This window comes from Ensifer sp. CCNWLY38 (assembly GCF_037120565.1).
Lineage (GTDB): Bacteria > Pseudomonadota > Alphaproteobacteria > Rhizobiales > Rhizobiaceae > Ensifer > Ensifer adhaerens_H.
Window position 1 is genome coordinate 97,001 of the sequence record NZ_JBBBBO010000003.1, and the last position, 14,638, is coordinate 111,638.

Genomic DNA, 14,638 nt, shown 5'->3' on the forward strand with positions numbered 1-14,638 from the left:
TCCATCGCGGAGACAATCATGACTGAATTCAAGGGTAAAATCGCGCTGGTCACCGGCACGTCCGGGATCGGCCTTGCCTCGGCGATCCGCCTGGCGTCTCACGGTGCCACGGTGCTTGCCTGCGGCAACGACGTTGCCACAAACGAGATCTTCGATCGCGTGGCGAAGCAGCGCGACCTGCAAATGTCGACGCGGCTTACGGACGTGTCCGTGGAAGCCGAAGTGGAAGCGGCGGTGCGCGAGGCGGTGCTGCGCCATGGCGGCCTCGACATTATCGTCAATGCCGCAGCCGTCCACCCCTATGGCACGGTTCTCGATACCAGCGCCGAGACCTTCGCCCGCTGCCTCTCTGTTAATGTCGGCTCGATTTACCTGACCGGCCGCTTCGGCATTCCGGAAATGGTCAAGCGCGGCGGCGGCGCCATCGTCAATATCTCTTCGGTGCAGGGCCATGCCTGTCAGCAGAATGTCGCGGCCTATGTCGCCTCCAAGGGCGCGATCCACGCGCTGACCCGCGCCATGGCACTCGACCATGCGGCAGCCAAGGTCCGGGTGAACTCGGTGAGCCCCGGTTCGGTGCGAACGCCGCTGCTTTCGCTCGCCGCCCGCACATATGGCGGCGAAGGCGTCAGCGAAGCGGAAGCCTTTGCCCGCTTCGGTGCCGCCCACCCGATCGGCCGCATCGGCGAGCCGGAGGAGGTGGCGGAACTCGTCGCCTACCTCGCCTCCGACCGCGCCGCCTTCGTCACCGGCTCGGACTTCCGCATCGACGGCGGTCTTACCGCCGGCATCGGCGTCAAGTAATCAAACAGGAAACGATAAGATGAAGATCGGCCTTGGGCTTTACCGGGAACAGCTCACCCCGGACAATTTTCAGTTTGCGCAGCAGGCGGGTGCGACCCATGTCGTGGCGCATCTGACCAACTATTTCGCCGGCAAGGATCCGAAGATCGACAGCGGCGACCAGGGGGGTTGGGGCGACTGCTCCGGCGATCGGCTGTGGTCTTACGAAGAACTTTCGGGGCTGGTGAGGGACGTACGCGCCGGTGGTCTGGAAGTGGCGGCGATCGAGAACTTCTCGCCGCGCTTCTGGTCCGACGTGCTTCTGGACGGACCTGAACGCGCCCAGCAGATCGAGGGGCTGAAGCAGCTCATCCGCGATGCCGGCCGCGCCGGCATCCCCTGCATCGGCTACAATTTCTCGCTTGCCGGCGTCTATGGCTGGACGCGTGGCCCCTATGCCCGCGGCGGTGCCGAGTCCGTCGGCTTCGGCGTCGAAAACAGCGTCGCACCCAGTCCGGATGCGCCGATTCCTGATGGCATGGTCTGGAACATGCGCTATCGTCGCGGCGTTGCCGGTGCTGCTTCCGTCTCCGTCAGCTCGGCGGAGCTCTGGGATCGCCTTGCCCATTTCTTGAAGGAAGTGGTGCCGGTCGCCGAAGAGGCGGGTGTCGTACTCGGCGCTCACCCCGACGACCCGCCGGCGGAGGAACTGCGCGGCACCGCGCGGCTCGTCAACCGACCGGAAAAATACGACCGGCTGATGGCGATCGTCGACTCCCCCTCGAACGGCCTGGAACTCTGCCTCGGCTCGCTGCAGGAGATGCCGGGCGGCGATATCTACGAGCATGTACGCCGCTTCGCCCGCTCCGGCCGCATCGGCTACATCCATTTCCGCAACGTGCGCGGAAAGATGCCGCGCTACGTCGAAACCTTCGTCGACGAAGGCGATATCGACATGGCCGAAATCATCCGCATCCTGCGCGACGAAAACTACCAGGGCGTGATGATCCCCGACCATACGCCGGCGATGACCTGCGGCGCTTCCTGGCACGCCGGCAAGGCTTTTGCGCTCGGCTACATGAAGGCGCTGGTGCAAAACGCCGAGGCGCTCGGGCCGTCGCGGTCCATCCCGACGAGCATGGCGGCGGAATAGGAGGCAGCAATGGCGCGAGAGCTTGTTTGTGTCGCGCCCGTCGGCGACCGTTGCGGCGAGGGCGCCGTCTGGTCGGCGGCGGAAACGGCGCTCTACTGGACCGACATCAACCGCTTCCTCATCCATCGCTACGACGAGGCGACGCGTGCCGTCCGGACCTGGCTGTTCGACGAGCCGGTGGTCGCCATCTCGCTGACGAGCGAAGACGGGCGTCTGCTCGTCGCCCTCGGGTCGAAGCTGATCTGGTGGTGGCCGGAGGCCGACCGGCGTGAGGATCACGGTTTTGCTCTGCCCGGTGCGCCGCGGGTGCGCCTCAATGACGGCCGCACTGATCCGGTCGGAAATTTCTGGGTCGGCTCGATGAAGAACAATGTGCTGCCCGATGGTCAGCTCGGCGAGGTGGGGCCTGGGGAGGGCATACTCTATCGGATCGCGCCGGATGGCGCCGTCAGCGAATGGCGGCATGACCTCGGCATTTCCAATACGCTCTGCTGGAGCCCGGACCGAAATACCTTCTATTTCGGCGACACGCTCGCAAACGAGATCTACGCTTTCGACTACGATGTGGCGAAGGGCGCGATCTCAGGCGAACGGCATTTTTTCACCGGTTTCGATCGCGGTTCGCCCGATGGCTCGGCGATCGACAGCGAGGGGGTCCTCTGGAATTGCCGCTATGGCGGACGCTGCATTGCCCGCATTGCCCCGGATGGCAGCCTTGCCGAGGCGATCGAGATGCCGGTCACCAACATCACCACCTGCACCTTCGGCGGCGCAGGCCTCAAGACGCTCTACATCACTACGGCCGGCGCCGGACCCGACGAACGCCTCGCGGGCAGCCTCTATGCCATGCGGGTCGAGGTGCCTGGTTTGCCCGAAAATCGCTTCGGGGTGGCCACAAGGTGAGCGCGCAGACGACCAGACGCGCGCTCGCCTGGGCGCATGGTTGCCTCTCGGTGCAGTCGCTGGGCGGCATGCTCGGCCCCGTACTGTTCCTGCTGCCGGACGGGCGCCAGATCAGCCCCTTGCATGTCGCGCCCTGGGGCAGCGATCCCGAGCGCGAGACATTGCCAGAAATCCTGCAGGAATTGCGCGGTGAGTGGCCCTGCGTCCCCTTCGGCAGCGACGCCAACCGAACGCTCCCCGCTGGCTGGTCCGCGAACGGTGAGAGTTTCGAGGGCGCCGGCGTGCCGCATGGTCACGGCTCGAATGTCCACTGGACCTGGGGTGCCTGTGACGAGCGTCTGATCACGATGGAGTGCCGTTATCCGGAGAACCATCCGATCCGGTTGCTGCGGCGGCGGATCGTGCCTGATCCACACGCGGCTGCTGTCGACGTCACCTTGGAAGTCGAGGCAAGGCGTCCATGCCGCCTGCCGATCGGTCTGCACCCGACGTTCCGGTTGCCCGTTCGCTCCGGTTCCGTTGCCATTGAGCCCGGTGCCTATGATCGCGTCTGGAGTTTCCCCGGCGATGTCGAGCCGGGCGCGGCCTTGTTTTCGCCCGCGCGGCAATGGCCATCGCTCGGCAAGGTCGAGACGCGCGGCGGTGCCATGCTCGATGCTTCGCAGATACCGTTTGTCGAAGAGACCGAGGACCTGCTGCAGCTCTCGGGCATCGATGGCAGCCTGGGGCTCCACTATCGCGACGAGGGTTTTCGCGCCCGGCTCGCCTGGCAGAAGGAGCATTTTCCGAGCCTGCTGCTCTGGCACAGCAACCGCGGCCGCAAGGCCTACCCCTGGAACGGGCAGCACGTGGCGCTTGGCGTCGAGCCGATCGCTTCCGCCTTCGATCTGGGGCCGGCGGTCTCCACGGCGGCCAATCCCATTGCGGCATCGGGCATCGCGACCGCAATCGCGTTCGAACCCGACCAAACCTTCAGCACCCGCTACCGACTTTCCGTCGAAGCGGCTCCCACCGGCTGAGCGTCGCTCGCCCAGGCATTCCCATCGAAAGGCCAAGAGAATGAAATTGTTGCGCCTCACCGTCGACGGCTTCGCAGTGCCTTGCATCCTCGATCGCGAAGGCGGCGCGCGGGATGTCTCTTCGCTCGTGCAGGACTTCACGGCGGAGACTTTGCCTGATGTTGCCGCGACGCTGTCCGGCGTCGATCTGTCCGCCCTGCCCGCAGTGCCGGTGATCGACGCGGATATCCTGCCGCCGATGGCGCGGCCGGGCACGATCTGGTGCGTCGGCCTCAACTACTCCGACCATGCGGAAGAGGCGGGTCTGCCGGTGCCATCCGAACCGATCCTTTTCAACAAGGCGATCGGCACCTATTGCGGTCCGAACGCCCCGCTTCTCCATTCAGAAAAAATGTCAAAGCTTGACTGGGAGGTCGAACTTGGCATCGTCATCGGCAAACGCGCCCTGAATGTTTCGCGTGACGCGGCCATGGACCATGTCTTCGGTTATACCGTCGTCAACGATGTCTCCGAGCGCGCCTGGCAGATGGAGCGCGGCGGGCAATGGGTGAAGGGCAAGAGCTTCCCGAACTTCTGCCCGACAGGCCCATGGCTCGTGACCCGTGACGAGGTGGCGGATCCGCAGGCGCTGTCGATGTGGCTCGACGTTAACGGCGAACGCATGCAGGCGGGCACGACCGCACGCATGATTTTCGACGTCGCAACCATCGTCTCCTACATGAGCGAATTCTGTGTGCTGGAACCGGGCGATGTCATTTGCACCGGTACGCCTCCGGGCGTCGGCATGGGCAAGAAGCCGCCGCGTTATCTCAAACCCGGCGATGTGGTGGAACTCGGAATCGACGGCCTCGGCCGCCAGCGCCAGACGGTTGAGGCCATTTAATACGCGCGAAGGGAAACGGATCATGAGTGAAAAGACGGGACGATTGGCCGGACGCGTGGCTGTGGTCACCGCCGCCGGCCAGGGCATCGGCCGCGCCGTTGCCGAACGGCTGATGGCGGAAGGGGCCGAGGTTCATGCGAGCGACATCAACGATGGCCTGCTCGCCACGCTTGACGGTGCCGCGACGATACGGCTGGACGCAACGGATCATGCCGCCGTTGCCGCCTATTTCGCCGGCTTTACGCGGGTCGATATCCTCGTGCATGCGGTCGGTTATGTACACCAGGGCACGATCGAGGAATGCTCGGCCGAGGACTGGCGGCGCTCGGTGAACATCACGCTCGACAGTGCCTATAACGTCATTGCCGGCGCGATCCCGAAGATGAAGGCTGCTGGTGGCAGCATCATCACCATCGGTTCGGTCGCCTCGTCGATCAAGGGTTTTCCGCGCCGTGCGGCCTACGGTGCCGCCAAGGGTGGCGTCATCGGTCTCACCAAGGCGGTTGCCGCCGACTATGTCTCCCATGGCATTCGCTGCAACTCGGTCTGCCCCGGAACAATCGCGTCGCCTTCTCTGGAAGAGCGCATCGGCGAACTCGGCGAGAAGTTCGGAAGCCGTGACGAGGCTTACCGGTCTTTCATCAGCCGCCAGCCGGCCGGTCGCTTCGGCAAGGTCGAGGAGGTCGCCGCCATCTGCGCCTTCCTCGCCTCCGACGAAGCGGCCTTCATCACCGGTCAGGCGATCAATATCGACGGGGGGATTACGATCTGAGGCATCGTTTTCCTTCAGGATGATCAAACGCAAAACACCTCCGGATGCGCTCCGGAGGTGTTGGTTTTCGTGCCGACAGACCACGCCTGCCGGGATCGTCTGTCGCTTACGCCGACAGTGCCTTGAACTCGGCGAGGATGGCATCGCCCATTTCCGTGGTGCCGACCTTCTTGGCACCCTCGGCCATGATGTCGCCGGTGCGGATGCCCTTATCGAGCACGGCGGCGATCGCCTTCTCCAGATTGTCGGCTTCCGTCACCAGGTTGAAGGAGTAACGCAGGCACATGGCAAAGGAGGCGATCATCGCGATCGGGTTGGCAATGCCCTTGCCGGCAATGTCGGGGGCCGAGCCATGCACCGGCTCGTAGAGCGCCTTGCGTTTGCCGGTGACGCCGTCCGGGGCGCCGAGCGAGGCCGACGGCAGCATGCCGAGCGAACCGGTCAGCATCGCCGCCACGTCCGACAGCATGTCGCCGAACAGGTTGTCGGTGACGATGACGTCGAACTGCTTGGGCTGGCGCACCAGCTGCATGCCGCCGGCATCGGCCAGCATGTGCTCGAGCTGAACGTCGGAGTATTTCGCCTTGTGCGTCTCGGTCACCACCTGGTTCCACAACACGCCCGACTTCATGACGTTGCGCTTTTCCATCGAGCAGACGCGGTTCTGCCTCGTGCGGGCCAATTCGAAGGCGACGCCGGCGATGCGCTCGATCTCGTAGGTGTCGTAGACCTGGGTGTCGATGCCGCGCTTCTGGCCGTTGCCGAGATCGATGATCTGCTTCGGTTCACCGAAATAGACGCCACCGGTCAGTTCGCGCACGATCAGGATGTCGAGGCCTTCGACGAGTTCCGGCTTCAGCGACGAGGCGGCAGCCAGTGCCGGGTAGCAGATCGCCGGACGCAGGTTGGCGAACAGTTCGAGATCCTTGCGCAGGCGCAACAGCCCGGCTTCCGGGCGCACTTCGTAAGGAACCGCATCCCACTTCGGACCGCCGACGGCGCCGAACAGCACCGCATCGGCGGCGAGCGCCTTTTGCATATCCGCTTCCGAGATCGCCTGGCCGTGGGCGTCATAGGCCGAACCGCCGACCAGCCCCTCGTCCGTCACGAAGCCGGCGCCAAGCTCGGCATTCATGTAGGCGATGATTTTGCGGACTTCCGCCATGGCTTCCGGGCCGATGCCGTCGCCGGGAAGGATGAAAAGTTTGCGAGCCATTTTCGGCACTCCTGTGGTTTTCAGTCTCTAAAGCGGCTTCGCCGCGTGGGTGTTGTTGAAAGCTTCGCCTGTCTACGAGGCGACGCTATTCTCGATGCGCGGTAGCGGTCGGGCGCCCTCGATCTGCCCGATGCGCTCGCGCAGCGTGTTGGCGACGCTTTGCGAGGTCGGCGCGACGGCGATTTCGAGCCTGGCCTTGCCGCCGTCCACTTCGACGGCAAGCTTCGAAACGCTGACGCCGAGCCGGCGAACGATGTCGAGCAGCCGGGAGACGATGTTTTCCAGATCGCCGCTTTCGACGGTGTAACGCATCGTGTCGGTCACGCTGCCACCTTCGGCCAGGGACGCTGCTCAGGACGCATGGTTTCGTAAGCACGGGCAAGGCGCAGCACGCCGATATCGTCGAAGGACTGGCCGATGATCTGCAGGCCGATCGGCAGGCCGCGTTCGGTATAGCCGCAGTTGAGCGAGATCGCCGGCTGTCCACCCATGTTGACGGCGACGGTGAAGGCGATGTGTTCGAATGGCTTCTGCGGGTCGTTGACCGGGGAGGCCCATTCGGCGGGATAGGACGCGGTCGGCGCGGTCGGCGACAGGATGAAATCAAAGCCGCTCAGCGCCGCATGCAGCGCGTTGCGCATGGCTTCGATCTGGGCGAAGCCGGTATAGACCTCGCGGCCGGAAAAATTCTCGGCCGTTTTGATCCAGTCGAAGATATAGGGCAGGATCTGCGCCTGTTTTTCCGGCGAAAGCCGTGACACGTCTTCCCAGCCGCGCGCGCGCCAGAAGCGGTCGAGACCGTCGATCATCTCGCGGGTGAGGAACGGGCCGACCGGTTCGATGATCGCACCGGCATCGGCAAAGAGCTTGGCCGCTCGGCTGACGGCCATTTCGGTTTCCTCGGTGACCGCCTGGCCGAAGCCGGCGTCAAGCCAGAGGCCGATCTTCAGGCCCTTCACGCCGCGATCGAGATCGAGCCAGGGGATGTCGGCATAGGGCAGGGCCATCGTGTCGCGAGCATCCGGCTTCGACAGCACCGACATGTAAAGCGCCGTGTCGGCAACGGTCCGGGTCATCGGCCCGGCGACGCGGCCGATAAAGGGCGGATTGATCGGGACACGGCCGGCAGATGGTTTGAGACCGACGACGCCGCACCAGCCGGCCGGCAGGCGGACCGAGCCGCCGATATCGGTGCCGATGTGCAGGGGACCATAGCCGGCGGCGGCCGCAGCACCCGCGCCGGCGCTCGATCCTCCCGGATTGGCCGAGAGGTCCCACGGGTTGCGGGCAAGCTTGTGGAAGCTGGAGAGACCGGAGGAAAGCATGCCGTAATCGGGCATCGTGGTCTTGGCGAGCAGAATGCCGCCCGCCTCGCGGGTGCGGGCGGCCGGCGGCGCGTCGGCTGCGGCCGGCGTCAGCGACACGGCGGCACAGCCGAGCGGCACGGCCGTGCCCTTCGTTGCGATGTTTTCCTTGATCGTCACCGGCACGCCATCGATCGCGCCGAGCGGTTCGCCCTTCGCCCAACGCTCCTCCGATGCCCTGGCGGCCTTGCGGGCTTCGGCCGGGTCATAGGCCCAGAGCGCGTTCAGCTTCGGCTCGGAGGCGTCGATGCGGGCAATGACGGCTTCGGTGACTTCGACGGGAGAGAGCTTCTTCGAACGATAGGCCTCGACCAGGTCGACGGCGGAGAGATCGGCGAGTTCGGACATGGGGTTATTCCTAGGCAAAATGACAGCGGGCGGACCAGGCCGGCGTCACCGGCTTGGCCACGGGCGTGCGGGTGAGGCAGATCTCCTGCCTCATGGGACAGACGGCGGCATAGGCGCAGCCGGCTGCGGTTGTTGCGGTATGGACGGGCGTCTGCGGGGGGCCGTCAGAACGTATCCGCTTGCGGCGGCCGGAGAAGGGCTTGGGTACGGCAGCGACCAGCGCCTGAGTGTATGGATGGCGCGGGTTATCGAACACTTCGGCCGTCGGGCCCTCCTCGACGATGCGGCCGAGATGCATGACGGCGACCCGGTCGGTGATGGCGCGCACGACGCCGAGATCATGGCTGATGAACAGATAGGAGAGGCCGAGCTTTTCCTGCAAATCCATCATAAGGTTTAGCACTTGCGCCTGGATCGAGACGTCCAGCGCAGACACCGGTTCGTCGGCGACGATCAGCGCCGGGCGGGTGATCAGCGCCCGGGCAATGGCGATGCGCTGCCGCTGGCCGCCCGAGAATTCGTGCGGGTACTTTTCGGCGGACGCAAGCGGCAGGCCGACGGCCTCCAGCACTTCGGCGATGCGTCGTTCACGCTCCGCCGTTCCGGTGCCGCGCTCCAGCGACACGATCGGCTCGGAGATGATCGTCCGGACCGTATGGCGCGGATCGAGCGAGCCGTAGGGATCCTGGAAGATCGCCTGGAAACCTTTTCGTGCTTCACGCAGTCCGGCGCGATCGAGCGCGTAGATGTTCGTGCCGGCGATATTGACCTCGCCCGATTGCGGCCGCTCCAGTCCCATCACCGCGCGGGCCAGCGTCGATTTGCCGGAGCCGCTTTCGCCGACGATGCCGAGGCTCTGGCCGGCGGCGAGTTCGATGTTGACGCCATGGAGCACGCGCAGGCGGCTGTGTTTCGAGAAGATCGACGGGCGTGGCAGATCGTATTCGCGCACCAGATCGGTGGTCTTGAGAATGGTCTCGCTCACGGTGCCACCATCCTCTCGCGCGGATGAAAGCAGGCGGCGCGATGCGGCACATTTCCATCGGTATTGATCAGGTCCAGCGTCGGGATCGCCTGCCGGCAATCCTGCTGAGCGAAGGAACAACGCTCGGCGAAGGAGCAGAAGGGTGGCCGGCCAAAGGGATCCGGAACGATGCCGGGAATGGCGTTCAGCCTTGGCCGCCCCGCGCCTTCGTGGCGTGGTGCGAGTGCTGCGCCGTGCGGCGATGCGGCGAAGAGGCCGCGCGCATAGGGATGCGCCATGCGGGCGAAGACATCGTCCGTGCGCCCGGTCTCGATGATGCGGCCTGCGTACATGACGGCGATGCGGTCGGTCATTTCGGAGACGACGCCGAGATCGTGGGTGATGAGCATCAGCGCCGTGCCGGTGTCTTCGATCAGTTCGTCGAGCAGATCTAGGATCTGCGCCTGCACGGTCACGTCGAGCGCTGTCGTCGGCTCGTCGGCGATCAGGAGGTCCGGTTCGCAGGCGATCGCCATGGCGATCATCACGCGCTGCCGCTGGCCGCCGGAGAGCTGATGCGGATAAAGATCCAGGTCGAAGCGCGGCGCCGGCAGGCCGACCCGGTCGAGAAGCGCCCGCGCCTTCTTTTCGGCATCGGCTTTGGTTTCGCCGAGATGCAGCCGCCGTCCCTCTGCGATTTGTGCGCCGATCGACTTCACCGGGTTCAGCGCCGTCATCGGCTCCTGAAAGATCATCGCGACGCGTCGGCCGCGATAGCCGCAATATTCGGCCTCAGTCAGGCCAGCGAGATTGCGACCGTCGAACAGAAGCTCGCCGCGCACCCGCATGCGCTGCGGCAACAGGCCCATGACGGCGAGTGCCGTCATCGACTTGCCGCTGCCGGATTCGCCGACGATGCCGAGGCGCTCGCCGCGGTTGAGCTCGAGATCAATATCGCAGACGATATCGACCTGGCTTTCGCCCGCCGAGAGTTCGACCGACATGCCGGCCATCTGAAGCAAGGGTTTCGTCATCGTTGCCGCCTCACGCGCGGATCGAGGATGTCGCGCAGACCGTCGCCAAGCAGATTGAGCCCGAGCACGGCGAAGGTGATCGCCAGCCCCGGGAAGATCGCGAGCCAGGGCGCCTGATAGATGAAGGTCTGGGCGTCGTTCAGCATCTTGCCCCAGCTCGGCATCGGCGGCTGCGTGCCGAGACCGACATAGGAGAGGCCGGCTTCGGCAACGATTGCCAAGGCGAACTGGATCGTCACCTGGACGAGCAGCACGTGGTTGATGTTGGGCAGGATGTGCAGAACAGTGATCGCCACGTCGCCGCGACCGGCGCAGCGCGCGGCTTGCACATATTCGCGCTTCCAGAGGCCCATCGAGGCGCCGCGGGTGACGCGGGCAAAGACCGGGATGTTGAAAATGCCGATCGCGATCATCGCATTGGTGGCGCCCGGACCGAAGATCGCGGTGATGATGACCGCAGTCAAAAGCGCCGGGAAGGCAAAGGCAAGATCGCTCATGCGCATGACGAGACCGTCGACCCAGCCGCCGCGGGCGGCAGCCCAGGCGCCGAGTGGCACGCCGATGCCGGCGCCGACCAGCACGGCGACGATCGAGACGGAGATCGAGTTGCGGGCGCCGACCATGATCATCGACAGGATGTCGCGGCCGAAATTGTCGGTGCCGAACCAGTGGCTGAAGCTCGGTCCCTGCAGCTTGTCGCGGAAGTTCATCGCCGTCGGCGAATAGGGCGTCCAGACAAAGGAGACGAGCGCCATCGCCACAAGAATCAGGGTGACGGTCGCTCCGATCGTCAGGCTGCGGCTGCCGATGAGTTTGGAGATGAGGCCGGGATCAGAGGTGACTGCGGGGCTCGACATCAGTGGCCCTCCGTCGACAGCCGCGGATCCAGGTAGCCGTAGACCAGATCGACGAGGAAATTGATGGTGATGACGGAAGCGGCTAGCAGCGTCACCAGCGTCTGAACGGTCACCAGATCGCGCTGGGCGATGGCCTGGAAGACGAGACGGCCGATGCCCGGCAGATTGAAGACGTTCTCGATGATGATCGTTCCGGCAAGCAGGAAGGAGAACTGCAGGCCGATTATGGTGACAACAGGGATCAGCGCGTTCGGCACGGCGTGTTTCCAGAGCGCTCCGGACCGGCTCAGTCCCTTGGCGCGGGCGGTGCGGATGAAATCCTCGCCGAGCGTTTCGATGACGGCGGAGCGGGTCACACGTGCGAGAATGGCGGCAAGCGGCAGGCCGAGCGCGAAGGCGGGCAGGATCAACGACTGCAGGCCGTTCCAGATGCCGCCTTCCCAGCCGGCAAAACCTGAGGCAGGAAACCAGGCGAGCTTCAGCGCAAAGAGCAGGATGAAGAGCAGCGCCAGCCAGAAATTTGGGATGGCGACGCCGACCTGGGCGATGCCCATGACCACGGTGTCGCCGGCCTTGCCGCGATTGGCGGCGGCATAGACGCCGATGGCGATGGCGACGACGACGGAGATCGCCATCGAGAGCAGAGCGAGCGGCAGCGTCACCAGAATGCGGGGCCCGAGCAGTTCGCGGATCGGGACAGAGTAGGTCAGACTCATGCCGAAATCGCCGACGACGAAGCCGCCGATCCAGTGGAGGTAGCGGATCCAGATCGGCTGATCTAGGCCGAGCTGCCGGTGCAGAGCCGCGATCGCTTCGGCGTCGGCATTCATGCCGAGCATCAGCACGGCGGGGTCGCCGGGAAGCACCTGCATCAGCAGAAAGACGATGACTGAGGCGGCGAGCGTCGTCAGAACGAGCGACACAAGGCGACCACCGATGAAGGAAATCACATCAACCTCCCGGAAAGAGCGAGTGTTGACCGGCGCCGGGTGTGCCGGTCAACACGTGATCTGCAACTGCCCCTCGTCAAAGGGGCGGATGCCAATCCTTAGTTTTCCCAATAGGTCTGGGTCTGGTCGTCGGCCGGAACCGGCATGTTCTTCCAGAGGCCCTTCACCTTCTTGTTCCAGACGCCGATCTTCGGCAACGCGTAGAGGAAGACGTTCGGCTCGTCGGCCGCCAGCTTGCGCTGGAGCTGGCCTGCGAGGTCCAGCTGCTCGGCTTCGGTCGAAGCGAGCGTGAAGGACTTGTAGAGCGCCTTGTACTCGGGGTTCTGGTAGTTGAAGTAGTACTTGTCGCGGGCATAGATATCGAGGTCGCGGGCCTCGGCATGCGCGATGATCGTCGCGTCGAAGTCCGAGTTCTTGAACACCTGGTCGAGCCATTGCGCGAATTCGATCGGAACGAGGTTCACCTTGACGCCGACTTCGCTGAGCATGGCCGCGATGATCTCGCCGCCACGACGGGCATAGGCCGGCGGCGGCAGCATGATGGTGATCTCAAGGCCTTGGACTCCCGCTTCTTGCAACAGCTGCTGCGCCTTGCCGGGGTCATAGGGGTAGGTATCGTTGAGATCGACATAACCGGGTTCGACCGGCGAATAATGCGAGCCGATGGTCGTACCGAAGCCCGAATAGGTGCCTTCGACTAGCGCCTTGCGGTCGATAGCATAAGCGAGTGCCTGGCGGACGCGGACATCGTCGAAGGGCTTGCGCGCATTGTTGAGCGCAAGCACGACCTTGCCGGATGTGCTGCCGACCTCGACCTGCAGGTTCGGATCGCTCTGGAACTGGCTGACGAGTTCGGCCGCCTGGAACATCGGGAAGGCGTCGACGTTGCCGGCGAGAACGGCGGCGGCGGCGGCCGACGGGTCGCTGATGAACTTGAAGGTCACTTCGCTGAGTTTGGCCGGTTCGCCCCAGTAATCGGCGTTCTTTTCAAGCACCACCTTGTCGCCCTTCGCCCATTCCTTGAACTTGAACGGGCCGGTGCCGACAGGCTTGGTCTTGTTGTCGGCTGCCGACGACGGCGCGATCATGACCGCGTCGCCCCAGGCCATGTTGAACAGGAAATTGGAGGCCGGGCGCTTCAGCGTCACGACTGCGGTTGCCGGATCCGGGCATTCGGTCTTTTCGATCGGCTCGAACAGGCCCTTCTGCGCATTGGTGGAGTCGGCCGCGACCGCACGCTCATAGGAGAACTTCACGACCGAGCAGTCGAATGGCGTGCCGTCGTGGAACTTGACGCCCTGACGAAGCTTGAAGCTGTAGGTCTTCTGGTCATCCGATACCGTCCAGCTTTCGGCGAGCAGCGGCTTGACGCTGCCGTCCTCGACCACGCGCACCAGACCCTCGAAGAGGTTGCCGTAGGTGATGTAGCGGATCGGTGCTGCGGCACCGGCGGTCGGGTCGAGGCCCGGCGGCTCCAGAACCTGGCCGACGGTGATCGTGTCCTTGGCCATCGCCGTCGTCAGCGACGCGGCGATGAAGCACGAGGCAAGTGCCCATTTCGTCAAGTTCATCATGGTTCCCCCGCTTTGCGGTTTGGTTGTTTATGGTCCCAGTTACTTAGATCGAGCGGCCGCCGTCGACGTCGAGCGCCACACCAGTGATCATCGATGCCTGTGGTGAGGCGACGAAGAAGGCGGCCTCGGCCAGATCCTCGGGCTTCAGCAGGCGTCCGAGCGGAATGGAGTCGCGGAACTTCTTGCGGATTTCCTCGGTGTCTTCGCCCATGAACGTGGAAAGCAACGGCGTCTCGCCGGCGACCGGATTGAGCGCGACGACGCGAATGTTGAACGGAGCGAGCTCGATCGCCAGCGCCTTGGTGGCGGAGACCACCCAGCCCTTGGTTGCATTGTACCAGGCAAGGTTCGGCCGCGGCCGGTTGGCGCCGGTCGACGCGATGTTGACGATCACGCCCGACTTGTTCGCCTTCATGTGCGGCAAGAGCGCCCGCGTCATCAGATAGACGCCGCGCACATTGACGCCGAGGATGCGGTCGAACTCGTCCGGCTCGACCAGTTCGGCGTTCTGTGGCTTGTGACCGATGCCGGCATTGTTGATCAGGATATCGACCCGACCGAATTTTTCGATGCCGGCCGCGACGGCCGCTTCGACGTCCGCCTCTTTGGCAATATCGGCGACCACGGCAAAGGCATTGCCGCCGAGTTCGCTGGCGACACGCTCCGCGCCTTTGGCGTCGCGATCGACGACGATGACCTTGGCGCCGCCTTCGACGAAACGTTTGGCGATGCCCTCGCCGAAGCCGGAGCCCGCGCCGGTGATGAGAGCGACTTTACCTTCTAGTGACACGTGTTCCTCCTAAGGCAATTTTGCGGAG

Annotated in this window: 15 protein-coding genes; 6 read left to right on the forward strand and 9 right to left on the reverse strand. The window is 64.5% G+C overall.

Annotation, left to right across the window (positions count from 1 at the left end; genetic code table 11):
• The first annotated feature begins 18 nt into the window (after positions 1 to 18).
• From V7S54_RS07555 to V7S54_RS07580, 6 genes are read left to right on the forward strand one after another with little or no spacing between them, the layout of a single operon-like run.
• A complete protein-coding gene (locus V7S54_RS07555; RefSeq protein ID WP_336408104.1) occupies positions 19 to 804 on the forward strand; it encodes an SDR family NAD(P)-dependent oxidoreductase in 786 nt (261 codons plus the stop codon).
• A 19-nt stretch (positions 805 to 823) separates the two neighbouring features.
• Complete coding sequence (locus tag V7S54_RS07560; RefSeq protein ID WP_336408105.1) at positions 824 to 1,936, forward strand: mannonate dehydratase; 1,113 nt, start codon at positions 824 to 826, stop codon at positions 1,934 to 1,936.
• Between the two features lie 9 nt (positions 1,937 to 1,945).
• Positions 1,946 to 2,839 (forward strand): SMP-30/gluconolactonase/LRE family protein, encoded by an 894-nt coding sequence (locus V7S54_RS07565; RefSeq protein ID WP_336408106.1) that lies wholly within the window; start codon positions 1,946 to 1,948, stop codon positions 2,837 to 2,839.
• Entirely contained in the window at positions 2,836 to 3,858 is a 1,023-nt protein-coding gene (locus tag V7S54_RS07570) for a hypothetical protein (protein ID WP_336408107.1), read from the forward strand. Before V7S54_RS07565 ends, V7S54_RS07570 begins: the two co-directional genes overlap by 4 nt.
• A gap of 40 nt (positions 3,859 to 3,898) precedes the next feature.
• Positions 3,899 to 4,741 (forward strand): fumarylacetoacetate hydrolase family protein, encoded by an 843-nt coding sequence (locus V7S54_RS07575; RefSeq protein WP_336408108.1) that lies wholly within the window; start codon positions 3,899 to 3,901, stop codon positions 4,739 to 4,741.
• Between the two features lie 22 nt (positions 4,742 to 4,763).
• Positions 4,764 to 5,513 carry an SDR family oxidoreductase gene (locus tag V7S54_RS07580; RefSeq protein ID WP_336408109.1) on the forward strand — a complete coding sequence of 250 codons (750 nt, stop codon included), beginning with the start codon at positions 4,764 to 4,766 and terminating at the stop codon, positions 5,511 to 5,513.
• A gap of 106 nt (positions 5,514 to 5,619) precedes the next feature.
• On the opposite strand, the gene leuB is transcribed toward V7S54_RS07580, so the two are convergent.
• From leuB to V7S54_RS07625, 9 genes are all read right to left on the reverse strand, one after another.
• Positions 5,620 to 6,729 (reverse strand): 3-isopropylmalate dehydrogenase, encoded by a 1,110-nt coding sequence (gene leuB, locus V7S54_RS07585; RefSeq protein ID WP_336408110.1) that lies wholly within the window; start codon positions 6,727 to 6,729, stop codon positions 5,620 to 5,622.
• A 72-nt stretch (positions 6,730 to 6,801) separates the two neighbouring features.
• On the reverse strand, positions 6,802 to 7,053 hold the full coding sequence (locus tag V7S54_RS07590; protein WP_065377525.1) for a hypothetical protein: 252 nt from the start codon (positions 7,051 to 7,053) through the stop codon (positions 6,802 to 6,804).
• On the reverse strand, positions 7,050 to 8,441 hold the full coding sequence (locus tag V7S54_RS07595; RefSeq protein ID WP_065377524.1) for an amidase: 1,392 nt from the start codon (positions 8,439 to 8,441) through the stop codon (positions 7,050 to 7,052). The genes V7S54_RS07590 and V7S54_RS07595 overlap by 4 nt, the downstream gene beginning before the upstream one ends.
• 10 nt (positions 8,442 to 8,451) lie before the next feature.
• Positions 8,452 to 9,426, reverse strand: a complete 975-nt coding sequence (locus tag V7S54_RS07600; RefSeq protein WP_065377523.1) for an ABC transporter ATP-binding protein — start codon at positions 9,424 to 9,426, stop codon at positions 8,452 to 8,454.
• Positions 9,423 to 10,439, reverse strand: a complete 1,017-nt coding sequence (locus V7S54_RS07605; protein ID WP_336408111.1) for an ABC transporter ATP-binding protein — start codon at positions 10,437 to 10,439, stop codon at positions 9,423 to 9,425. The genes V7S54_RS07600 and V7S54_RS07605 overlap by 4 nt, the downstream gene beginning before the upstream one ends.
• Positions 10,436 to 11,296 carry an ABC transporter permease gene (locus V7S54_RS07610; protein WP_336408112.1) on the reverse strand — a complete coding sequence of 287 codons (861 nt, stop codon included), beginning with the start codon at positions 11,294 to 11,296 and terminating at the stop codon, positions 10,436 to 10,438. Before V7S54_RS07610 ends, V7S54_RS07605 begins: the two co-directional genes overlap by 4 nt.
• Positions 11,296 to 12,246: an ABC transporter permease gene (locus tag V7S54_RS07615; RefSeq protein WP_065377520.1), complete on the reverse strand. Its 951-nt coding sequence runs from the start codon at positions 12,244 to 12,246 to the stop codon at positions 11,296 to 11,298. The genes V7S54_RS07610 and V7S54_RS07615 overlap by 1 nt, the downstream gene beginning before the upstream one ends.
• Before the next feature lie 98 nt (positions 12,247 to 12,344).
• A complete protein-coding gene (locus V7S54_RS07620; RefSeq protein WP_336408113.1) occupies positions 12,345 to 13,820 on the reverse strand; it encodes an ABC transporter substrate-binding protein in 1,476 nt (491 codons plus the stop codon).
• Between the two features lie 43 nt (positions 13,821 to 13,863).
• A complete protein-coding gene (locus V7S54_RS07625; protein ID WP_336408114.1) occupies positions 13,864 to 14,610 on the reverse strand; it encodes a glucose 1-dehydrogenase in 747 nt (248 codons plus the stop codon).
• Between the last annotated feature and the right edge of the window lie 28 nt (positions 14,611 to 14,638).

What these genes read in the sequence shown, in the direction of transcription:
- V7S54_RS07620 (WP_336408113.1), bottom strand. Translation starts at nt 13,820, where the DNA reads ATGATGAACTTGACGAAATGGGCACTTGCCTCGTGCTTCATCGCCGCG.
- V7S54_RS07560 (WP_336408105.1), top strand. Translation starts at nt 824, where the DNA reads ATGAAGATCGGCCTTGGGCTTTACCGGGAACAGCTCACCCCGGACAAT.
- V7S54_RS07575 (WP_336408108.1), top strand. Translation starts at nt 3,899, where the DNA reads ATGAAATTGTTGCGCCTCACCGTCGACGGCTTCGCAGTGCCTTGCATC.
- V7S54_RS07580 (WP_336408109.1), top strand. Translation starts at nt 4,764, where the DNA reads ATGAGTGAAAAGACGGGACGATTGGCCGGACGCGTGGCTGTGGTCACC.
- V7S54_RS07595 (WP_065377524.1), bottom strand. Translation starts at nt 8,441, where the DNA reads ATGTCCGAACTCGCCGATCTCTCCGCCGTCGACCTGGTCGAGGCCTAT.
- V7S54_RS07605 (WP_336408111.1), bottom strand. Translation starts at nt 10,439, where the DNA reads ATGACGAAACCCTTGCTTCAGATGGCCGGCATGTCGGTCGAACTCTCG.
- leuB (WP_336408110.1), bottom strand. Translation starts at nt 6,729, where the DNA reads ATGGCTCGCAAACTTTTCATCCTTCCCGGCGACGGCATCGGCCCGGAA.
- V7S54_RS07555 (WP_336408104.1), top strand. Translation starts at nt 19, where the DNA reads ATGACTGAATTCAAGGGTAAAATCGCGCTGGTCACCGGCACGTCCGGG.
- V7S54_RS07610 (WP_336408112.1), bottom strand. Translation starts at nt 11,296, where the DNA reads ATGTCGAGCCCCGCAGTCACCTCTGATCCCGGCCTCATCTCCAAACTC.
- V7S54_RS07565 (WP_336408106.1), top strand. Translation starts at nt 1,946, where the DNA reads ATGGCGCGAGAGCTTGTTTGTGTCGCGCCCGTCGGCGACCGTTGCGGC.